Source organism: Lacrimispora sp. (assembly GCF_036758025.1).
Classification (GTDB): domain Bacteria; phylum Bacillota; class Clostridia; order Lachnospirales; family Lachnospiraceae; genus Lacrimispora.
Window position 1 is genome coordinate 122,592 of the sequence record NZ_DAIOXM010000011.1, and the last position, 22,404, is coordinate 144,995.

A 22,404-nucleotide genomic window follows, 5' to 3' on the forward strand; every position below is an offset into this window, starting at 1 on the left:
AACAACTGACTACCAATATTACATTGGTAGTTTTTTTATCGTATAGGAAAGTTCGTCCTATACGATAAAAACCCTCCGGGAGGATCGCACTGCGGCGGTAGGGTTGGATGTCGCCGAGGCGACCCGCCGCAGGCGGAGAATCCCGCAAGCGGGATTCTTTCTTGTTTGTTTCTGACATAAATGTGTCCAAAGTGTGAACTGGAACATCGAATTTCGAACATGGGATTGACGGAAATTGCATTTACGGTCATAGGTTTATTTCGTATAATGTACCCATAAATAATAAACGGGAGGTAATCATCTTATGAGATTAAAACAAATTGGCGCAATTATGATGGCTGCACTTATGACAACCGGTGTGCTGGCAGGTTGTTCAGGCGGAGCAGGAAATAATAACACAACATCAGCCCAGTCAACTGCAGCGGGGGAAACGACTGCAGCTCAGTCCGGCGGTGAAAAAACAGTAATTAATATCTGGTCTAAGGATCGCCATGATGCTACTTATGTTCAGGAAAAGGTTGACGCATACAACGCAGCCAATACAGATAATATCCAGGTTAACTACCAGCTTTATACTGACAACTATGTTCAGGCCATTGATATGGCAGTGCAGAGCGGAGAGCTTCCTGATCTTCTGGTACAGCAGGATCAGATGTTTGATAAATACGTGAATGAAGGCCAGTGGGCAAACCTTTATGACTTTATGGATGACGAAATGAAGGAGTATTTTAAGGGAGTATATTTCTCGGGATATAATGAACTGGATGGAAAGCTTTACTTTATCCCTACCAACGGTACCACCTGCCGTCTCTTCTACAACAAAGAAATCTTTGAGCGTGCAGGTATTGCAGAGCCGCCAAAAACTCTGGAAGAGGTAGTAGAATATTCAAAACTCATTACATCCCAGTTATCCAGTGAAGGTATTTATGGATTTGCTGAAAATATGAAGAGTGCAAGTTCCGGATTGCAGCGTTCTTTAATGATTGGCCTGGAGCGTGAAACAGGTCTTGTCCGCGGCTATGATTTTACAAAGGGTGAATACGATTTTACACCTTGGACAGATTCACTGAAATTATGGAAAGAACTTCTTTCTGAGGAAAGTGCTTTCCCAGGCTGCGAGTCTCTTGACATTGACCCCTTAAGAACACAGTTTGCGGCAGGAAAGATCGGCATGTATATGTCTTACAGTCATGCAGAACCAGGTGTTTACCAGAATCAGTTCCCAATGGATTCCGATAAATGGGATTGTGTGCCGATTCCCACGGTGGCAGGCAAGACAGCAGGAAAACAGTACTTTACAGGAACAGGCGGATATGTTCTTAATGCAAAGAGCCCTAACGTAGAAAAGGCATTTAAGGTATACAAAGATATTTTTGCAAACGAAGATTATTTAATAGGATATTATGAAGGTGGATTTGGTGTCAGCATTCTTCCGAGCGTACTTGAAAAAGCAAAGCCAAGCGAAGATTTTCAGAATAAGGAATGGCTGCTGATCACTGATATTGACTCTCTTCTTCCAAAGCCTCCTCACACTGCGTTTGCTTCCGGCATGGTAGTGGAAGGTGAGGATATGTATAAGACCTGTGAATCTGTTTACTACGGTAATGCAGATATAGAGGCAACATTAAAGGATTTAACAGAGCGTTATAACAAGGCTTATGAGGAAGCGGTTAAAAATGGCACAGGCCATGAAATTAAGATCGCCGGTTATGACCCGATGAATCCAACATTACAGTAATCAGTAAGGGAAAGAAAAAGAGGGGCCACTTTGGGAAAGAGGCAGCCCCTCTTTTGTTAAGAAGGGAGTACACAGATGGAAGCAAGGAAAAAGAGGAGTCCTCTTCAGAACAAGACCATAAAAAACAACCTGCAGGCATATTCGTTTTTGCTGCCTAATCTGATTCTTTTTACAGCCTGTTCTCTGTATCCGGTTGTTTGGACGTTAAAGTATGTATTCTATCAGTATGGCGGTTATGGGACAGGTGCGCCAAGGTTTGTGGGCCTTGCCAATCTGGCAAGAGTGTTCCGTGATAAAGTTTACTGGGAAAGTGTACTTCATACGTTTACTTATGGATTCGGAAAAGTTATTTTTATTATACCTCTGGCCTTTTTCCTGGCATTTCTTTTGAATCAGCAGAAACGGGGAAATGGAGCAGCCCAGAGTATTATGTTCCTTCCTACTATTATGAGTTCTGCTGTTATGGGTCTTGTATTTTACCTGTTATTTAATGCCTATAACGGTGAGGTCAATAAATACCTTCTGGAGGCAGGGTTGATCAGCCGTCCCATAAACTGGCTTGGAAAAGGCCATGCAATGAAGACTTTGATTATTACTGCCGTCTGGGGCGGGGTAGGAAATTATATGGTATATTTTATTGCCGGTATTCAGCAGGTATCCACGGATGCCATTGAAAGTGCCAGAATCGACGGCGCTGGAAAACTGCAGACGATATGGTATATCATTATTCCCATGCTGGGACCGATTTTAAAGATTATCATGATGCTGGCTATTACATCGGCATTCCACGACATTACCAATGTGATGGTGCTGACTGAGGGCGGTCCCAATAATGCAACTATGGTAATGTCCCTGTACGGCTACCGGTATTTCTTCCCCATCTCCGCAGCCGAGGCGACGGTTCCGCAGTACGGCTATGGTGCAGCAGTCAGCGTGGTTTCAGCAGTGATTGCAGGTACGGTTACAGTGATTTACTTAAAGGTTTCCAAGAAACTGGATGATATTTATTAAGGAGGCGGATTATGGCAGAAGCAAAAGTACAGGAAATAAAAATGAATCAGGTACATCTGTCTAAAAAAGCCTGGGCAGCCTTGATTGCAAAATGGATTTTTTTAGGGGTTATGATTGTTTTTACATTGTATCCGGTTATCTATACGGTTTTGGGATCTTTAAAGACAAATGCAGAGCTGACTCAGGGAGGCGGTTTTTTCCCGGAGGTATGGCATTTTGAAAATTATTACAAAGCCTTTATACAGGCGGATTTTACCAAATATACATTAAACAGTGTGATTGTCAGCGTATCGGTGACACTTCTTGCAACAGCGACCACTTCCCTTGCAGGATTTGTTATGGCAAGAAGGGATTTTGCAGGTAAAAAGATTCTGCTTGCCCTTTATATGTCCATGATGTTTGTATCTCTGGGATCTGTTACTTTATATCCTATTTATGAATTGCTGAGAGCTTTGAAAATCAACAAGACCATGTTGGCGCTGGTGATCGCTTTGACCGGAGGCCAGGCCACTAATGTGTTTCTGGTTATGGGCTTTACAAAAGGGATTCCAAGGGAATTGGATGAGGCCGCTATTATTGATGGCTGCAGTATCTACGGTGTGTATACCCGCATCATTCTTCCTTTAAGCAAACCAATTCTTGCAGTTGTGGCCTTGTTTTCTTTCCGAAATGCCTGGAATGATTATATTACCAGCCTTATTATGACGATCTCCATGCCAAAGCTTCAGACCTTGACTGTTGCGGTTGTTCAGTTGAAATACTCAGTCAATGCAGCGGCAGAGTGGCATATTATGCTTGCAGGTGCTTCCATTGCCATCATACCCATCCTGATTGTGTACTTATTTGCTAATAAACAGTTTATTGCAGGGCTTACGGCCGGTGCGGTAAAGGGTTAGTCATATAAAGCCCAATGGCCGGAACATATCCATGTTCTGGCTATTTTTCCTTTCGGATGATATGATAAAAAAGAATGATAACGCAGAGGCTGAATAAGGCTTTAAGACAAGGAAAGTGATTATGAAAAAATTCTTTAACAACCTGCAGTTCCGAAGCAAGATTATCTGGATATTTGGGATTATGTTCTTTTTTAGTACGGCAATCAGCGGGGTTTCCTATTATAAATATACCTCTCATGATATTGAAGAGAATTTCAGGGTCAGTGCAGAAAGTGTGCTTGTACAAATCGTGGATACTCTCGATATGCGCCTTGGAGTGATCAGGCAGAGGTCCCAGGGAATGCTGACTAATTTTACCTTTGTCGTAAGCGTTTCCGACTATTTAAATAATCCCAATGATATCAATGTGGTAAAAGCCATGGGAACAGTTTCTTCTTTTTTAAAAGATTTGGAGATAGGAGAAAATCTCCTGCATTCGTCCTATATTTATACAGATAAAGGTGAGTTCGATAATTTTGTCAGAATAAGAAACTGGCAGTTTGATTTTAAAGAATCTGAGTATTATAAATCCTATATGGAAGAATCAGGAAAAGCGATCCGGTGGTTTCCGCCCCAGAGAGATCAGATATTCCAGGATACTGATCAAATCATTCCTTGTGTAAGACAGTTCAGTGTTCAGGGGTATGCAGGCAGCTTGTATCTGGTGCTTCAGTTAAAGGTAAAGCAACTGGAATATCTGTTAGAAGGAAAGTATGGGTTTTTTGACAAGATTCTGATTCTGGATCAGAACGGGAATACGATTATAGGCTCAGAGGGCCTTGACTCTGCGGAGCTTATAAAGATGGCAGAAGAATGGAAGGGAAAAGAAACTGTGATTACCGGTGATTATCAGTATGGGGGCAACACCTATCTGGTAACCAGTGCTGTTCTTTCAGAAAATGGCTGGCAAATTTGGGGGCTGAAATCCAGGGAAACCCTTCTTGGAAGCCTGCAGAGCTTAAGAAATGTAATTTTTGAAACTATGGGAGTTATATTCCTCATTGGTGTGGCAACTATCTGGCTGCTGTCCCATCAACTGACCAGTTCTCTCAGAAAACTGGAAAAGCGCATGAGTCTGGTTGAAAAAGGCAATTTCAATACACGGTTTTTCTATCCTTATAAAGATGAAGTAGGAAGTCTGGCAAAGAGCTTTAACTATATGATCGGGGAAATTCAAAGCCTGGTGGTAAAGCAGGAAGAGACCATTGAGGAGTTAAAGCGGGAGAGGGATTATGCGGCCGAAGTGCAGAAACAGAAGCGAAAGGCTGAACTAAGGGCTTTGCAGGCCCAGATTAATCCGCACTTTCTCTATAACACCTTAAATGCCATAACATGGCAGGCAGCGGACCAGGGAGCAGAGGAAATCAGCATTCTTTCCAATTCTCTGGGTAAGTTCTTTCGCATTTCACTGAGTAAAGGAGCTGAAGTAATCACCTTAAGGGAGGAGCTTGAACACGTAACCAGTTATCTGGACATTCAGAGAATCCGCTATCACTCAAGGCTGAATTACCAGATTGACGTAGGAGAGCAGTGGCTGGACTGCAGAGTAATTAAATTGATTTTACAGCCTCTGACTGAAAATTCCATTTATCACGGAATTAAAGAGAGGCAGGGGACAGGGCTGATACGGATATACGAAGAACAGTGCTGCGCAGGAAAGGAGCAGATATTAAAGCTGATTGTATGGGATGATGGAGCAGGAATTCCGGAAGATAAGCTGAAGGTTCTCAACGAAGCCCTGAGAAAAGGTGAGACGGACCGTTCAGAAGGCTATGGGATCTATAATGTAAATGAAAGGCTCCGCCTGTATTTCGGGGAGGATTACGGACTTCAGTTTGAAAGTGTAAAAGGTCAATGGACCAAGGCAATTCTTACTCTTCCGGTAAGAGATTGGGGGATTGATTGATGTATCGGATTATGATTGTGGATGATGAGGATTATGTAAGAGATCTGCTGGTGAAAAATATTCGCAGCTCTTCTTTGCCCGTTGAAGTGGTTGCAGCAGCAGGGGATGGAAGAGAGGCTTTAGAATCGGCAATTCTTTTAAAGCCGGATATCTTAATTACAGATATATCCATGCCTTTTATGAACGGGCTGGAATTGATCAAGGAGATGCAGAAGGCAGGGCTATTCAGTAAAAATGTAGTAATCAGCGGATATGATGAATTCGATTATGCCAGACAGGCAATTTCTCTGGGGGTAAAGGATTATCTTTTAAAACCATTTCTGCCTCAGGAACTGACGGAAGTTCTTCAGAAGATGATACAGGAGCTGGACAGTCAGAAAGCGCTCCAGCAGAATATGAGTCTGCTTCGGGAGCAGGCTTTTATCAGAGAAGGTCTTGCAAGGGAAAAGGCATTTAAGGATTTACTGGAGGGACGGGACTGGAAGGATACCGGCTATCAGCAGCTTGGTGTGGAATTATCAGGAGATTACTATCTGGCAGGAGTGATACACCTTACAGGAGGAACCTGGGATTTTGGAAGCCAGGAACGGGTAGAGGAGTTTTTACTGCTGGTACGGGAAGGGTATCTTCCTCCTGGAATCAGAATCTATGCTGTCAGTTTTGATGGAACTCATCTGGCTGTAATCTGGTGCGGAACAGGAGACAGTGAAGCTGTATTTTCAGGGAAAGTCAGGGCAGGAATGAAGAAAATCCAGGCCAGCTTAAAAAAGTACTATCAGATACAGCTTAGCTGTGCTCTGGGGCGTCCTTATAAGAGTTTAAAGGATTTAAGTGTATCCTATCAGGAGTCTATGGCTGTCTGGAAAGGAACTCTGGATGCAGAAAAACCCATTATGTTCTATGGAGAAGAAAATGATACACAGGAGAAAAGCAGCAGTTCCCAGATCAGAGACAGGAAAAACCAGATCCGCCTTTCTATACGGACCGGGCAGAAAGAGGAAGCCGCTGCACAGCTTCATGACCTGATGAAGAGCTATGCCTCCTTAGCCAATAAGAAAAGTGATTATATCAGTGTATCGGTGAGAGAATTGGTGTATGCAATCCAAAGTGATATGGAACAAGCAGGCTATGGCAGAGATGAAATGGAACCCATTGCTTATATGCAGGACAGGATTCATTACGGCAGTCTTATGGATATGAAGAAAATGCTGGGGGACTACATAGAAAGGTGCTGTCTTGTTGTTTCTGAGCATTCTGAGGAAACAAAAGCAAGTGCGGTCGTGAAGCAGATCAAGCTTTTACTGGAAAATAATCTGAAAAACAGCGATATAGACCTGGAATGGGTTGCCGCACAGGTACATTTCAGTTCCAGTTATGTACGCCAGATTTTCAAGCAGCATACCGGGGAAGGTTTTGGTGAGTATTTAATAAGGAAGCGGATGGAACATGCAGGCATACTGCTTCAGAAAACCGGCCTGAGGATACAGGAAGTGGCAGAGGAGTGCGGTTATGATAATCAGAGGTATTTTGCCAGCAGTTTTAAGAAGTTTTACGGTTGTACCCCAACAGAATTTAAAAAGGTAGTGGAAAAAGAGCGATTATATTGAGGGAGGGCATAACATGATACAGTTTACAGAAGCAGAAGTCAGATATTTACAGGAAAAAGGAAAGTTTTGGCCGGAATCCATAGAACGGCTGAGACAGCAAGTAAGCGAAGTCATGGAAGAACCAATTCTGGTTCCGAAAAAGGGAATTGCCAACTGGGCTCTCTATTATTATTGCCCCAAATGTTCGGTTTTTCTGGAATTTAACCGCAAGGATCAACACCGCCATAAATGCCCTGCCTGTGGTCAGGAATTTTCAGGGGAACCTTATGACAGCACATGGTGGGGTCTTATTAACTCCCAAAACTATATATCCTCTTTCCATATGGCACTGTTTTATCTGGTGACCGGCGAAGAGTCTTATGGGAAAAAGGCCATTTCCATCATGACAGAGTATTCCAAGTATTACAAAGATTATGAGGTACATGGAGATATTCCTTACAATGGCCCCGGCAAATCAGGAGCCCAGACTCTTGATGAGGCCAATTTTCTGCGCAGCTTTGCCATGACCTATGATCTCTTGTCAGATCTCATGACAGAGGAAGAGAGGGCTTCCATTCGCGATGGAATGCTGCTTCCCGGCGCAGAGTTTTTAATCGGGCACCGCCATAATCAATTACATAATCATGAGGTGATCATTAATTCAGCCATTGCTGTGATCGGGTTGATTTTTGATGTGGATTCTTATGTGAAGTTTGCAGTTTATGAGCCATACGGCCTCCTTTATCAGTTAGAGCATGGAATGCTTAAGAATCATATGTGGTTTGAGGGAGCTTTTGGTTACCATTTTTATGCGTTAACCAGCTTTTTTGCATATGAAAAGTTTGCGTTACATACACCTCACAGCCATATCAGCCATCCTAATTATAAGGCAATGATGGAGCTGTTAGCGGATTATCTGGAGCCGGGATTTGGGATCCCTATGTTAAATGACACAAACTATGGGCACACGTCTTCCAGCCTTCATCTCTATGAGTTTGCCTATAGGGAAATAGGAGGAGATAAGCTGCTTTATATTTTAAATGAGTTATATAAAAAAGAGAAGCGGGATAACCTGGAAGCATTTATTTACGGTGCGGATGAACTGAAGGAGTGCAGCTATTCATTTAAAAATTACCATGTAGAAGAAGGACTTTATGGAAACACCATTTTAAGGGGAGCTGATAACCGTTATCTCCTGTTTAAGCATGACAGCTACGGAGGAGAGCACGATCATTACGACCGTCTGGGTATCAGCTATCTCGCTTATGGAAAACGGATTTCTCCTGATCTTGGAACAACCGGCTACGGTGCATTCATGCATTATAATTTCTATAAAAATACTGGTTCTCACAATACAGTTACCATTGGAGAAGAAAATCAGGCTCCTGTAAACGGTATTCTGAAGCGGTATGAGGAATTGGAGGGTGTGGTTTATGTGGAGGCAGAGGCAGACTGGACAGCTCCTTACGAAATGCCCGACAGTTTTACCATTGTTCAGTGGAAGGAAGAAAATTACAGACCTGTTAAGATGACAAGGAAAATTGCCTGGACAGATGATTACTTTGCAGAAGTATTTATTGTAAAAGGGGCTGCCCCCGACCTGTCCATTGACTGGGTGATGCATGTTTCAGGAGAGACGGTTTTGGCACCGGAAGGTCAGCCTGTGGACGTGTTTTCTGAAAAAAAGCCTTATAAGCAGCTTCATTCCATGGTACAGACAAAAGCTGACAACCAGATTGTGACTGCTTATAAAGATGGGGATGTCACCACCCATATCTATGGTTTTGGCTTTGGCCAGACTGTATTCAACGGAAGAGGGCCTGATAACCCGTCTGTATCTGATATTAACTACAGAATTGAGCGCAGCTTTGGGGGGGAGGCCGTGTTTGCCCATGTGATTACCAGCAGTGATGGGGAGTGCAGGGTGAAAGCAGTATCATTTGAAGAATCAGGTGGAAGTATGAATATTCATGTAACGGAAGCAAATGGAGAAGAAAGAAAGATTTTATTATAAAGGGAGTGGAAAAAATGCAGAATCAATATGATGTAATCGTGGCAGGAGGAGGTCCTTCCGGTGTTGCTGCAGCTATAGCAGCGGCCAGAAACGGCTGTAACACTCTGATTATTGAACAGGAGGCATATTTTGGCGGTATGGCGACTCTGGCCTGTGTACCTGCCTTTGGACCTTATACCAACGGAGTACAGGATCTCATTGGAGGAATTGGACGGGAAATTCTGGAAGAGCTGAAAAAGGGAGGATATGAAAGCCCGTTTTATGACAGAAAGCCTGACCGGATGGAGGGCATTGACTGGTATCCCATTGATCCTGAGCGTTTGAAACCCATTCTGGATCATCTGGTAACAGACAGCGGCTGCGAGGTGTTATTCCACACAGCAGTGACAGATGTAAAATCCCATGATGGAACAATAGAAGCAGTTCAGGTATTCGGCAAAGGCGGGTTTCAGTGGCTGGAAGCCAAATATTTTATAGATTGCACAGGTGATGGGGATCTGGCCGCTATGGCAGGCGCTTCCTGGGAATATGGAGATGCTCAGGGCAGAGTGCAGGCAGGAACTCTCTGTTTTCGTGCAGCAGGTATTGATGTGGAACGGTTTATGGACTATGTCCGCAGAGAAGGGGAAAATGGAAACCTGTCTGTTGCCTCGGAGAAAGCCAAAAGAGACGGACGCTTTCCCGCAGGTGAGACGAAACTCTGCGGCATGGCTCTTCAGGCGGATGGAATGGCTGGTCTGAATTTTGGCCATGTGTATGATTTAAAACCTCTGGACCCATGGAATTTAAGTCAGGCAGAAATGGAAGCCAGAAGAAAACTGCCGGAAATGATTCAGTTTTTAAGGGAATACGTTCCGGGTATGGAGCATTGTGTGTTAGCGTCCAGCGGCCCTTATCTGGGAATAAGGGAATCAAGAAGAATTAAGGGCGGCTATACACTGACAAAGGAAGATTATAGAAACCGGGCTGATTTTCCGGATGCGATTGCTTACTACTCCTATCCTATCGATCTCCATGCAGCGGTGCCTGAGGAAAGCAGAGAAAATGAGGAACTATATCGGGATTCCAAATATAAAAATGGGGAATGCTATGGAATTCCTTACCGTTGTCTGATTCCTGAAGGCATGAAAAACCTGGCTGTTGCAGGACGGTCCATCAGTGCGGACCGGGCAATGATGGCGTCTGTACGGATTATGTCTGCCTGCTTTGCAACCGGTCAGGCAGCAGGGACTGCGGCAGCCCTTGGAGTGAAGGAAGGCGGGGCTTTGGAACTTGGGGATGTAGATACCGGATTATTGAGAAAGAGATTGAGGGAACAGAAGGTTTATATAATGAATAATCAATCAAGCCCTGGCAGAATGTGAAGTTCTGCCAGGGTATTTTTTATAAAGAATGGAAGAATAATTCCTAATATATTTAAGCTAATCTCAATAATAAAAAATCTTGACATTCAGAAGAAAATACAATATTATATTGTTATAACAATATAATAACTTGTAGCGAAGAAGAAAGGAGGAAAAATCATTAATCAAGTTGTTTTGGTAAGTCATGGCACAATGGCGGAGGGAATGTACAATGCCGCAAAGATGGTTTTTGGAAATCTGCCGGATGTTTCGTATCTTTGCCTGACAGAGGAGAAAGATATTGAGACATTTCGGGGAGAATTGGGAATACTGCTGGAAGGGTTGGACAGGGAAGAGCCGGTGACCGTTCTTTGCGACATTTCCGGCGGATCTCCCTATAACACCATACTGGAGCTGCTGGGTAAAATGGGGGACCTGGACAGAGCCAGTGTTGTTTCCGGCATGAACCTGCCGCTTCTGCTGCTTGTCCTGGCAGCAGGAGACAGCAGCCGGGAAACGGTGAAGCGCTGTGCAAAAGAAGCACAGGGCAGTCTGCATTTATTTGAGATGCAGTGCGGAGGCGATGATGAAGAACTATAGCAGATGGTTCTCCTGGCATACGCCGGAAGAAAAATAAAAAGGAGGTATTGAGGGTGGCAATCAGTTTTATAAGAATTGACGACAGAATCATTCATGGACAGATTATCATCCGCTGGTCCACGGAATATCCCTGCGACGGGATCATTGCAGTGGATGATAAGGCGGCATCTAATGATGTGATTAAAAATGCGCTGCTGGCGGCATCTACAAAGAAGACTTTTATCTGGAGCCGTGAAAAGTTCCGTACAAAGATGGATGAGGCGGTGGCAAGCAGCAAGAATTATTTTGTTATTACTAAAACACCTGATACTATGGCGGAGCTGCTGGTGGATTACGGTTTGAAGGTAAACACCGGTATTTTAAATGTGGGTCCCCAAAGTGCCAGGCAGAATACCGTTCGGGTCAATAAAAATGCGGATATCACCAGGGAAGATATGGCCAGCTATGAGCGGATTCATCAGGCCGGCTATGAGATAGAGTTCCAGTTGGTTCCTGATTTCACAAAGGTGAGGTGGAGAGATGTCAGGCAAAAACTACTTTAATTATTTGAACATTTAGGGGGATATTATTATGCAGATAAACATTATACAAGCAGTTTTAATCGGTATTTTATCGTATCTGGGTTCCTTGTCGTGTCCTTGGGCACTGGGATTGACCGGTGGCTGGTACACCCTTTCCAGACCGTTGATTTCCGGCTTTTTAATCGGGCTGATCATGGGGGATGTTCAGACAGGTATCATCGTTGGAGTCGCGGTACAGGTGGTATATATTGCGCTTGTCACACCCGGCGGTCAGATGCCCCAGGATTTGAATGCGGCGGCTTATATCGGTGTCGGCCTGGGAATCATGGCGGTCAGATCCAATGCGACCGTGGAATCAGCGGTGGCCATTGCAACGGCGGTAGGAGCAATCGGAACCATCTTCCATAATTTCATGATGATGACCAATTCCTTCTGGAACGCAAGAGCCATGAAATGTGCGGAGAATGGAGATTATAAAGGGCTGGCCTTCAATCATTGGGTGGGTCCTCAGGTCCTGCAGTTTTGCTATCGCGTGATACCTACCGTGGCTATTCTGTATTTCGGCCAGGGGCTGGCCCTGGAAGTTACTGCCATGTTTCCGGTGGATTCTTTTGTCATGAGAGCGCTGACGGCTATCGGCGGTATGCTGCCGGCAGTGGGAGTTGCCATTCTTTTAAAGCAGGTTACCAAGAAAAATATCGAAATTGTCAGATTCCTGTTTGGATTTGCATTGGTTGCGGCTCTGGGGATCAATATGATTACTATTGCTATTTTTGGCGCATTTTTCGCATACAGCTATTACTTGTATACCCAGAAAGACAATACGGTCAAAGTTTCCGCGGCATCAGATGATATGGAGGAGGAATTGTAATATGAAAAAAATCAGCAAGAGCACATTAAGGAAAAGTTGGCTGCGTTGGCTGTGCGGAAATTTGTCTTCCATGTCTTTTCAATGGCTGGAGGCTTTTGGATTTGCCGATTCCATGGCGCCGGTTATCAGGGAATTGTACGGTAATGACAAGGAAGAGGAAAAAGCAGCTTTAAAACGTCACTGTGCATTTTATAATACGGAGCCTCAGATCGGCAGCATTGTCAACGGCATCGCCTGCGGTCTGGAGGAGGAACGGGCTAACGGAGCGGATATTGACGATGAGGTAATCAACAGCATCAAGTTAGGCCTCATGGGACCTTTGGCAGGTATCGGTGATGCCATGGTTCCAGGCATGTTCGTACCTTTGCTGTTATCCATTGCTATCGGCCTTTCCCAGGGAGGAAACGCTTTGGGACCGCTTTTTTACATAGTTACCTTTATAACTTCCGTGACGGCGGCAAGCTATTATCTCTTTATGAAGGGCTACCAGATGGGCACCAGATCGGTGAATCTGATTGTAGGGGAAGCTTCCCAGAGAATCCGTGAGGCTTTTAACTTATTAGGCGCCATTGTGGTCGGCGGAGTTGGGGCATCCTATGTAAGCATCAATTCAATCATGAACATTCAGACCGGAAACTCGGAGTCAACGGTCGTGGTAAATGACGTGTTAAACGGCATTTTCCCCAGACTGCTGCCTTTAATGACAATTCTTTTATGCTGGTGGCTGATGTCAAAGAAGAAAATGTCAGCACTGAAGGTTATGGGCGTACTGGTTGTTATTTCCGTTGTGGGAGTGACCGTCGGATTCTTCTAAATACTGCAAACTTATGGCAGTCTGCCAAGTGAACGTTGACAAGTGAAAAGGGATTACTTATTATAATGTTATAGCGTATTAATAAGTGAGATCCGCATAAAAGCACTTTAGACGCGGAAAGGCAGATTGCAGGAATGGAAAAATTAAATACTTCAAAAAGCGCACCACCCTTATATATACAGATCAGTGATATTCTGCGCAATAAGATTCTGAAGAAAGAGTATGAGTTTGACAGCATCATCCCCAGTGAGACGGAGCTGCAGGGCATGTATCAGGTGAGCCGGATCACGGCCAGGCAGGCGATCCAGGAGTTGGAGAAGGAGGGGCTGGTAAAGCGGGCAAGAGGAAAAGGAACGGTAGTTATTTATCAGAATATCATTGAGGAGTTCCTTACGAGAATCTACAGCTTTACGGACGAAATGAAGGAGAAGGGTATTGAACCCGGAACCAGTTACGCTCATATTGAGGTGATCAAGGCAGATGCAAAGCTGGCCGGCGTGTTTCACATCGAACCGGGGGTTCCCATATACCGTCTGGAGCGGGTGAGGACCGGGGACGGAGAGCCGATCGTTATTTTCCAGTCCTATTTTCATATGAACAGGCAGCTTCCTATGGACGATGAACTGTATTATGGGAGCCTGTACGCCATGCTGGAGTCAATGGATATCAGACCGGTCAAGATCGTGGAGAAGCTTAGCTGCACCATGCCGGACAGCCGTACCCAGAAGCTGTTGAATATGAAAAAAACTATACCGGTTCTGCTGAGGATTCGAACCTCCTATGACAGGAACGACGAGGTGGTGGAGTATACCGTCAGCCTGTACAGAGGAGACCGGTATTCCTACTCTGTTGAAATCAAGAAATAGACCGGCGAAAAATAAGGAATGGGAGTGCGGCAGTGAATACTGTTGCACTCCCATTTTTAAAACCGGTAAGGCTGTTCCGACAGCTGCATTTCATTCCGGTACATATGGGGGGAACAAATTTGTGAATCAACTGGATATGTAAGCCTATCGGCTTGATTCATCAGGAGACAAAAATGAAAGGAGAGGACAAAATGGATTTTTATCCGGGCTTTAAAATTATACCACAGTCACATCCCATGGGATTCACATATGGGGAGGGAGTATTCGGCCCTGTGCCGGAGATCCGGCGGCTGGATGACATCCGAACATCCCTGGCGGATCCGGCCTGCGGTGGACCGGAGGAACTTTATGCCATCTCCATGGATGTGGGATGTGAAGAAGACAGGGAAGATATGGAAAGACGCAACCTTCTCTACGGAGCAGTCGTTTACGCGGCAGGAGTCATTGGCAGGGAGCCGGTCCGCTCCCAGGGCCATATCCATGGAATCAGCCCTTCCTGCGGATACTCCACACCTGAGGTCTATGAGATCTGGGACGGCGAGGCCATCATCTATATGCAGGAGTCAGGGGAAGACAATCCGGGTAATTGCTATGCGGTCCGCGCAAAAGCCGGGGACGTGGTGATTGTTCCGCCTGGCTGGGTTCATGCAACGGTAAACGCTGACGTGTCGAGAAACATGTGCTTCGGTGCATGGTGTGTCAGGGATTATGGATTTGAATATGGGGCGGTCAGGAGCCATGGGGGAATTGCCTATTTCCCATACGTGGAGAAAAATGATATTTTGTGGAGAAAAAACCCTGCGTACCAGGGAGGATGTCTGATCGAGCAGGCGCCAAGAGAGTATACGGAGTTTGGGATCAGCAGGGGGATTCCTGTTTATACTCAGTTTCAGCAAAATAAAGAAAAGTTTTCCTTTGTGACAAAGTCCCAGGATTATAAAAAGATATGGGAGGAATTTCAGCCATGAAGATCACAGAGCCTAAAGCAATTCATAATTTTTATAATGGAGTGATTGAAGGAAAGCCGGTGATGAAAAGCCGGAAGCTGTTAAAGGATATCCTGACGGCGTATAAGGATCAGAATCATGCAGAGGATCCCCAGCGGGTGATGTATGAGGTTTATTGCTATGAGGATGAGGACAGCATTGGGCCCGGAAGCTTGAGCTGGGGACTTACGGTCATGTATCCGGAGCGTGTCAATGGGGAGTGCAATTTCACCAGAGGACACATGCATGAAGATACCTCTTGCGGAGAGTTTTATTTTGGCCTGGCAGGAGAAGGACTTCTTCTTTTGATGGATTTGGAAGGAAATGCATGGGCGGAGAGGGTTTATCCCAATTCCCTTCATTATGTCAGGGGGAAACTGGCTCATCGTCTGGTAAATACCGGGGATCAGGTGCTGAAGGTGGGAGCCTGCTGGCCGTCCTGCGCCGGCCATAACTATGAATGGGTGGAAAAGCATCCGTTTCCGGTGAGAGTTTATAAAAAGAATGGAGAAATCGTATGTATATAGAAAGGAAATCCCGATATAACAAGCACCCGGAGATTAGAGTCCCGGGGTTTGGCCGTGAGGTATTTGACGGGTATGGGGAAATTTTAGAGGAATTAAAATCCGGGGTAAAAAAAACACCCTACGTTATGGTTTTGGATTGTTATCCCGGGGTCGATGATAATGAAGTGCTTGATATGATTTCAAGCCTGGGGGCAGACCGCCTGGTGCGGACAGCAGAGGTTTTTAAGGATGAAAAGACGATCCGGGAACAGTTAAAATACCAGCTGACCGACGACCGTGTTTTCGGAAAGATGTATGCAGGAGAGATTCTGGATTTCATGGACACGGTAAAATTGTCAAAGGCCAGGGAAGAGGTGGCGGAGGCAAAAGGATTTACGATTGTTTATGGATTTGGAGCCTCCCTGGTGGCCCGTGGAGATATGCTGGTTTATCTGGATATGGCCAGGTGGGAGATTCAGCTTCGTTACCGCAGGGGGATGGGAAATTACCAGGCGGATAACGGGGATGAAGATATCTTAAAGAAGTATAAAAGAGGCTTTTTTGTGGAATGGAGAATTGCCGACAAACACAAGGCGCAGCTGTTTGAACGCATGGATTATCTGATGGACACCAACAAGGCTGGAGCTCCGAAGATGATAAGCGGCCGGGCCTTTTTGACGGCTCTTGAGAAGACTGCCAGACGGCCGTTCCGTACGGTGCCCTATTTTGACCCCGGGGTATGGGGAGGACAGTGGATGAAGGAGGTTTGCGGACTGGATGCTTCCGAGGAAAATTATGCCTGGAGCTTTGATGGGGTGCCGGAGGAAAATAGCCTGCTGTTTAATTTTGACGGGGTGCTGGTGGAGGTTCCTGCCATGGATCTGGTGCTGTATCAGCCAAAGCAGCTTTTAGGAGAGCAGGTTTACGCCCGTTTCGGAGCGGAATTCCCAATCCGGTTCGATTTCCTGGATACCATGGGCGGCCAGCATCTGAGCCTGCAGGTACATCCCCTGACCGATTACATAAAAAAGCAATTCGGTATGCAGTATACTCAGGATGAGAGCTATTATATTCTGGACGCAAAAGAGGACGCAGTGGTATATCTGGGACTAAAGGAGGGGATTGACAGAGAGGAAATGATAGGAGCGCTCAAGGGTGCACAGGAAGGCAAATGTGCCTTTGATGCGGAAAAATACATCAGCCGTTTTCCGGCGAAAAAGCATGACCATTTCCTGATTCCTGCGGGAACCTGTCACTGCTCGGGAAGCAACGTCATGGTATTGGAAATCAGCGCGACACCTTATATATTCACCTTCAAGCTGTGGGACTGGGGACGTTTGGGGCTGGATGGAAAGCCCAGACCCATTCATATCGACCATGGACTGAACGTAATCCAGTGGGACAGAACCACGAAATGGGTGGAGGAAAACCTGGTAAACGCCTGCTATACGGTGAAGGAGGAGGAAGGATACAGGGAGGAGCACACAGGGCTTCATGAACTGGAGTTTATTGAGACAAGACGTTACTGGCTGGACCGGCCGGCAGAGTTCCATACCATGGACACCGTCCACATGCTAAATCTGGTAGAAGGAACGTCTGCAGTCGTGGAAAGTCCGTCGGGAGATTTTGAGCCGTATGAGGTACATTATGCGGAGACATTTATTGTGCCGGCCAGTGTGGGCCCATACCGGGTGAGGCCGTTAAAGGAGAATGAAAAGATCGGTTTGATAAAAGCATATGTCAGATAAAGCTTGCGGAGCAAAGATCCGCTTGGTGGCTGTGGATATGGACGGAACAGCCCTTAAGTCTGACGGGCAGGTGTCGCCGGGCACCATAGAAGCACTAAATGAGTGGATAAAAGAAGGTGTGGTGGTGGTACCTGCCTCAGGAAGGACTTATAGCTGGATTCCTGAAGAGATTCTGGGGCTGGGAGTTCCTTATGTAATATCCGGAAACGGGGCTTCAGTCATTGATACGGGAACTGGGGAGTATATGTATGAAAGCAAAATAAAGCTTAAAGAGGGCATGGATCTGCTGAGTTATCTGCTGACTGAAAACGGCCAGTGCTATTTTCAGCAGAAGGATCAGTATTATGAAGACGGCAACCGCTCAGAAGAGATGGAGAAGATACATCCTTATATGGCATCAGTGGGCTTTTCCAGGAAAGGAAAGCTTATGGATCCCCTTGGCTTTTTGAAAGATAAGGGGGAAGATATCCAGAAGATTGGATTTATGGCTTTTGATGAGGAGACGGAAAAAAGGGTGGCGGCATGCGGCAGACGTTTCCCGGACTTCTGTATTTTGAAAACAGGACCGCTGTGCCTGGAGTTTAACCGGAAGGGAACATCCAAAGGAGAGGCTCTGAAATACCTGTGCCATACCATTGGAATAAAACAGGACCAGGTGATGGCCATTGGAGACAGTGAAAATGATGTGGAGATGCTTGCCTGCGCCGGAATCGGTGTAGCCATGGAAAATGCGCCGGAAAAGGTGAAAAATGCAGCGGATTTTGTAACTAAAACCAATGATCAGGAGGGGGTGGCCTGGGTATTGGAGCACGTTCTTCGAAGATCATGAGGGATCAGGGATGAAGGTGTCAGCAGGGAAACTGCAGGAAAGCTGCAAAGAAATCCCCTGATACAAAATTGCCGATACAATACAAAGAATCACAATACTAATCACCACCAGATCCATCTTAAAGAGCTGTGGATACGAAATGATATGATTCAATATGGTGAATTAGGGAAATGCAGAGAGAGGATAAGCTATACCATAATAATTCAGACAGTAATCCATGTTTTGTGGAACGCGCATATAAAAAGCAGGTGGACAGTCCATCTGCTTTTTATATTACATGAAACAGACAATAGAAGCTTCCCGCTACTATTCGGCACTAATTAAAGAAGGGATCTGTAAAGACTGATAATATCTTCCAGGCTGGCTTCTTTTGGATTTCCTGGTGCACAGGCATCTGCCACTGCAGACTCTGCTAAAAACTGTATATCTTCTTCTTTTACAATCTCTTTTAAATCAGCAGGAATTCCAACGTCTGCAGAAAGCTTCTTTACTGCTTCCACAGCTGCTTTGCGGTATTCTTCACTGGTCATTTTTTCTGTATTTTCTACTCCCATTGCTTTTGCGATATCGCGGAATTTATCACCGGTTTCATTGGCATTGAACTCCATAATGGTAGGAAGAAGAATGGCATTGCCTACACCATGAGGGGTGTCATATACAGCTCCCAGTGCATGAGCCATAGAATGAACGATACCAAGACCGCAGTTTGAGAATCCCATACCGGTAATATACTGGCCCAGTGCCATACCTTCCCGGCCTTCCGGAGTATTATCCACAGCACCTCTCAGGCTCTTTGCAATAAGCTCTACTGCCTTAATGTTAAACATGTCTGTAATAGGATTGGCACCTTTTGTAATATAACCTTCAATTGCGTGAGTCAGAGCATCCATACCGGTAGCTGCTGTCAGACCTTTTGGCATACTTGCCATCATATCCGGATCGACCACTGCAACCACTGGAATGTCATGAGGATCCACGCAAACAAATTTACGTTTTTTCTCCACATCAGTAATTACATAGTTAATGGTTACTTCTGCTGCGGTACCGGCTGTGGTTGGAACAGCAATGATGGGAACACTTGGATTTTTGGTCGGTGCCACACCTTCCAGGCTTCTTACGTCAGAAAATTCCGGGTTTGTAATAATAATACCAATGGCCTTTGACGTATCAATAGAAGACCCTCCGCCAATGGCAATGATATAATCAGCTTCTGACTTCTTAAAGGCTTCCACGCCATTTTGGACATTTTCAATAGTAGGATTTGGTTTGATATCAGAATATATCTCATAAGTCAATCCGTTTTCTTCCAGGATTTTTGTAACCTTGGATGTAATGTCAAATTTAATCAAGTCCGGATCAGAGGTAACAAACGCTTTCTTAAATCCTCTTTTTTTAACCTCGCCAGGAATCTCCTGAATGGCACCTGCGCCGTGATATGACGTTTCATTTAATACGATTCTGTTTGCCATGATAATCTCTCCTTTTCTTTTCCTTCCAATCAATGTACTGACATGTCTGATATGTTATTATTTTAACAAAATGCTTATAAAAAAGAAAGTTACAATCCTTTTGTTTTGTAACAAATGTTACATAAATGTTGGATTGTAACTTTTATTATGGGTATATCTACTATAAATCATATCAGTCCTACTTCTGTAAATACGGCGGCTAAACCCGGAGGCATGGCTTCTGTTAAACTTAGTGCCATTTCTTCGGGACTTTGCTTCATTCCGGATAAGACCCATTTGACTGTCATATAAACGGAACCTCTACAATACATCTCCAATAGAAACTGGATATCATCGGGTAAAGGACCATGCTTCTTACGGGTCAAAAGATCCGTATAGAATCCTATAATCAGTTCAAAATCATGTTCTTTTAAAGAATTATAATCATCAGAGCGGAACGCTTCTGCAAAAAATATCTTTTCCTTTTTTATAAAATTAAATTTCTCACATAAACTTTGACATACGGTTTTATCCACTCCAATCTGAGCAAAGGATTCCAGTACCAGCTTGTCAAAATACCAGTTGATCAAATCATACTTATCTTTAAAATTCCGGTAAAAGGTTTGTCTCGTCATCCCGCAGCCATCTACAATGTTCTGGACCGTGATTTTATCCACATTCTTGGTCTTCATACATTCCTTTATGGAGTCAGCCAGCCGGTATTTTGTTTTATCATTTTTGTTAGGGTTTTCTGCCATATTCAGCCCCCGTCCTCTTTTATTATGATTTATTTTACCACAAAGAAAAGGCTTTGTGAACAATTGGTATGGCTTTTTCATCTCACCTTAACATTATTTCAGAACGCCGATACAATAAAAATTAGTGATAAAAATGACAATGAGGCAATTTATGCAGAATAACAAGGTATTCCCCTAACGGTTAGTAAAAACCAGCGAGATTCTATGGACAATCCATGGGGGCTGCTTTCCAGTTAGAAAGTGAGGGAGGGGGTTTTCTTATAAGATAGAGTATTATATAATGTTATACATGATTACCAGAGAACATATGCCGTTCTAAACAGAATGGTTTGGTTCAGCGTAAGATAAGAGATAAATTAAAAGAATACCATTTAAAAGGAGATTTTGCGCAATTTAAAGATTATGCCTTATATTATAAAAGCATTGGTAGGGTAAAAATAAATGAACAGCAAAGGAGAATTAAAATGAATGTGTACGATTTTCAAGTGAAAAACAACAAAGGAGAGCTGGTATCACTTTCCAAATACAGCGGTAAGGTACTGCTGATTGTCAATACTGCAACCAAATGTGGATTGACACCTCAATACGAAGCCTTGGAGGCATTGTACCAAAAATTCCAGACAGAGGGTCTGGAGATTCTGGACTTTCCATGCAATCAGTTTTTGGCTCAGGCTCCGGGAAGTGATGAAAAGATCGAAGAGTTCTGTACGCTCAATTATAATACGACTTTTCCTCGCTTTACCAAGGTGAATGTCAACGGAAAGGATGCTGACCCACTCTTTGTCTGGCTGAAAGAGCAGGCACCCCAGGATCTTGCAGATGAAGAGGCAAAGTCTTTTGAAAAAAAGATTAAAGTGATCAAGCCCTTTGCCAAACCGGGAGATATCAAATGGAACTTCGGTAAGTTTCTGATTGATAAAAACGGAAATGTTAAAGCACGTTATTCCCCAGCCTACAAGCCGGAGCAGTTGGAAAAAGATATTCAAGAGCTTTTGCAATTGTAAGATAAAGACAGCCTGCACCGGTGGTTTCAATCCATGCAGGCTGATATACTTCTACCTGTCCATTGTGGCCGGGAATACTAAAAAACAACCTACAGGTTTCCCCATAGGTTGATTTCCTATTTGCCAGATACATCTTAAAGAGCTGTGTGTACAAAATAATCACAGACTTATGATGAAAAATTAAGGTTTGTTTTAGGTTCACATGGTAGATTTATGAAGCAGTGGATAAATTTAAGCTGAAATGAGGAGGAATTTATATGGATATGCTAAAAAGATGTACAGTATTTATCACAGCAGCAGTTTTGTCAGTAACTCCAATTACGGCACTGGCGGCAACAGGAACAGCGATCAGCAGTGTTTCCCTTTCCATATCGTCAGAGATTGAGGCTGGAGAAAGCGGTGGCGATGTAACGGTCAATTCCAGTTCCAGCAAATTCAGTGTCAGTGATGTTATGGTCACAAATGAACCGGATGACGAATGGGAGAATGGAGCCAAGCCTAAATTAAAGGTTATTTTAGAAGCAGAAGATGATTATTACTTTGCTTCAGGCTTTTCCAAAAGCAGTGTAAACCTCAGTGGTTCTGATGGGACAGTCAGTTCTGTCAGCAGGAGCAGCAGTGAACTGATCGTGTATATAACGCTGGATGCTTTGGAGGATGAAGAAGGTGACTATGATCTGACTGTGGATAACCTGGAGTGGGATGAGGAGAACGGAACAGCTTTCTGGGATGAATGCGAAGATGCCAATAAATATGAGGTGCGTCTTTACAGGGGAAGCAGCACGATAACTTCTACGTTCACAACCACCTATACCAGCTACGATTTTTCAAGCTATATGACTCAGAGCGGGTATTATTTCTTTAAGTGTGATTGTCAATAAAAAAGTCCCAAAAATGGCGGAGAAAATTCCCCACTTTAT

The 22,404-nt window shown here is 44.4% G+C and carries 20 protein-coding genes; 18 read left to right on the top strand and 2 right to left on the bottom strand.

Annotation, left to right across the window (positions count from 1 at the left end):
• Positions 1-304: 304 nt before the first annotated feature.
• From V7M78_RS11300 to V7M78_RS11375, 16 genes are all read left to right on the top strand, one after another.
• On the top strand, positions 305-1,738 hold the full coding sequence (locus V7M78_RS11300; RefSeq protein WP_333649523.1) for an ABC transporter substrate-binding protein: 1,434 nt from the start codon (positions 305-307) through the stop codon (positions 1,736-1,738).
• A gap of 75 nt (positions 1,739-1,813) precedes the next feature.
• Positions 1,814-2,749: a carbohydrate ABC transporter permease gene (locus tag V7M78_RS11305; RefSeq protein ID WP_333649525.1), complete on the top strand. Its 936-nt coding sequence runs from the start codon at positions 1,814-1,816 to the stop codon at positions 2,747-2,749.
• Between the two features lie 11 nt (positions 2,750-2,760).
• On the top strand, positions 2,761-3,645 hold the full coding sequence (locus V7M78_RS11310; protein WP_333649527.1) for a carbohydrate ABC transporter permease: 885 nt from the start codon (positions 2,761-2,763) through the stop codon (positions 3,643-3,645).
• A 121-nt stretch (positions 3,646-3,766) separates the two neighbouring features.
• Positions 3,767-5,590, top strand: coding sequence for a cache domain-containing sensor histidine kinase (locus tag V7M78_RS11315; RefSeq protein ID WP_333649529.1), 1,824 nt, complete (start codon positions 3,767-3,769; stop codon positions 5,588-5,590).
• The gene (locus V7M78_RS11320) at positions 5,590-7,197 is read left to right on the top strand and encodes a response regulator (protein WP_333649531.1); all 1,608 of its coding nucleotides are present in this window, start codon (positions 5,590-5,592) and stop codon (positions 7,195-7,197) included. Before V7M78_RS11315 ends, V7M78_RS11320 begins: the two co-directional genes overlap by 1 nt.
• Before the next feature lie 13 nt (positions 7,198-7,210).
• The gene (locus tag V7M78_RS11325) at positions 7,211-9,190 is read left to right on the top strand and encodes a heparinase II/III domain-containing protein (RefSeq protein ID WP_333649533.1); all 1,980 of its coding nucleotides are present in this window, start codon (positions 7,211-7,213) and stop codon (positions 9,188-9,190) included.
• A gap of 14 nt (positions 9,191-9,204) precedes the next feature.
• Positions 9,205-10,554 (top strand): FAD-dependent oxidoreductase, encoded by a 1,350-nt coding sequence (locus tag V7M78_RS11330; protein WP_333649535.1) that lies wholly within the window; start codon positions 9,205-9,207, stop codon positions 10,552-10,554.
• Between the two features lie 174 nt (positions 10,555-10,728).
• Positions 10,729-11,133, top strand: coding sequence for a PTS sugar transporter subunit IIA (locus V7M78_RS11335; RefSeq protein WP_333649537.1), 405 nt, complete (start codon positions 10,729-10,731; stop codon positions 11,131-11,133).
• A 53-nt stretch (positions 11,134-11,186) separates the two neighbouring features.
• Positions 11,187-11,675, top strand: a complete 489-nt coding sequence (locus V7M78_RS11340) for a PTS system mannose/fructose/N-acetylgalactosamine-transporter subunit IIB (protein ID WP_333649539.1) — start codon at positions 11,187-11,189, stop codon at positions 11,673-11,675.
• A 28-nt stretch (positions 11,676-11,703) separates the two neighbouring features.
• Positions 11,704-12,525 (top strand): PTS mannose/fructose/sorbose/N-acetylgalactosamine transporter subunit IIC, encoded by an 822-nt coding sequence (locus V7M78_RS11345; protein WP_333649541.1) that lies wholly within the window; start codon positions 11,704-11,706, stop codon positions 12,523-12,525.
• A 1-nt stretch (position 12,526) separates the two neighbouring features.
• Positions 12,527-13,339: a PTS system mannose/fructose/sorbose family transporter subunit IID gene (locus V7M78_RS11350; RefSeq protein WP_333649543.1), complete on the top strand. Its 813-nt coding sequence runs from the start codon at positions 12,527-12,529 to the stop codon at positions 13,337-13,339.
• A 134-nt stretch (positions 13,340-13,473) separates the two neighbouring features.
• A complete protein-coding gene (locus V7M78_RS11355; protein ID WP_333649545.1) occupies positions 13,474-14,205 on the top strand; it encodes a GntR family transcriptional regulator in 732 nt (243 codons plus the stop codon).
• 173 nt (positions 14,206-14,378) lie between these two features.
• Entirely contained in the window at positions 14,379-15,173 is a 795-nt protein-coding gene (locus tag V7M78_RS11360) for a glucose-6-phosphate isomerase family protein (protein ID WP_333649547.1), read from the top strand.
• Positions 15,170-15,718 carry a glucose-6-phosphate isomerase family protein gene (locus V7M78_RS11365; RefSeq protein WP_333649549.1) on the top strand — a complete coding sequence of 183 codons (549 nt, stop codon included), beginning with the start codon at positions 15,170-15,172 and terminating at the stop codon, positions 15,716-15,718. The genes V7M78_RS11360 and V7M78_RS11365 overlap by 4 nt, the downstream gene beginning before the upstream one ends.
• The gene (locus V7M78_RS11370) at positions 15,709-17,445 is read left to right on the top strand and encodes a class I mannose-6-phosphate isomerase (RefSeq protein ID WP_333649551.1); all 1,737 of its coding nucleotides are present in this window, start codon (positions 15,709-15,711) and stop codon (positions 17,443-17,445) included. The genes V7M78_RS11365 and V7M78_RS11370 overlap by 10 nt, the downstream gene beginning before the upstream one ends.
• Entirely contained in the window at positions 17,435-18,274 is an 840-nt protein-coding gene (locus V7M78_RS11375) for a Cof-type HAD-IIB family hydrolase (RefSeq protein WP_333649553.1), read from the top strand. The genes V7M78_RS11370 and V7M78_RS11375 overlap by 11 nt, the downstream gene beginning before the upstream one ends.
• Positions 18,275-18,594: 320 nt before the next feature.
• On the opposite strand, the gene fucO is transcribed toward V7M78_RS11375, so the two are convergent.
• Together fucO and V7M78_RS11385 are read right to left on the bottom strand one after the other, a co-directional pair.
• Positions 18,595-19,743 (bottom strand): lactaldehyde reductase, encoded by a 1,149-nt coding sequence (fucO, locus tag V7M78_RS11380; protein WP_333649555.1) that lies wholly within the window; start codon positions 19,741-19,743, stop codon positions 18,595-18,597.
• Between the two features lie 167 nt (positions 19,744-19,910).
• Positions 19,911-20,480 (bottom strand): TetR/AcrR family transcriptional regulator C-terminal domain-containing protein, encoded by a 570-nt coding sequence (locus tag V7M78_RS11385; RefSeq protein WP_333649557.1) that lies wholly within the window; start codon positions 20,478-20,480, stop codon positions 19,911-19,913.
• A 464-nt stretch (positions 20,481-20,944) separates the two neighbouring features.
• Between V7M78_RS11385 and V7M78_RS11390 the strand changes: the two genes are divergently transcribed.
• Both V7M78_RS11390 and V7M78_RS11395 read left to right on the top strand, forming a co-directional pair.
• On the top strand, positions 20,945-21,484 hold the full coding sequence (locus V7M78_RS11390) for a glutathione peroxidase (RefSeq protein WP_333649559.1): 540 nt from the start codon (positions 20,945-20,947) through the stop codon (positions 21,482-21,484).
• A 257-nt stretch (positions 21,485-21,741) separates the two neighbouring features.
• The gene (locus tag V7M78_RS11395) at positions 21,742-22,365 is read left to right on the top strand and encodes a hypothetical protein (protein ID WP_333649561.1); all 624 of its coding nucleotides are present in this window, start codon (positions 21,742-21,744) and stop codon (positions 22,363-22,365) included.
• Positions 22,366-22,404 lie beyond the last annotated feature (39 nt).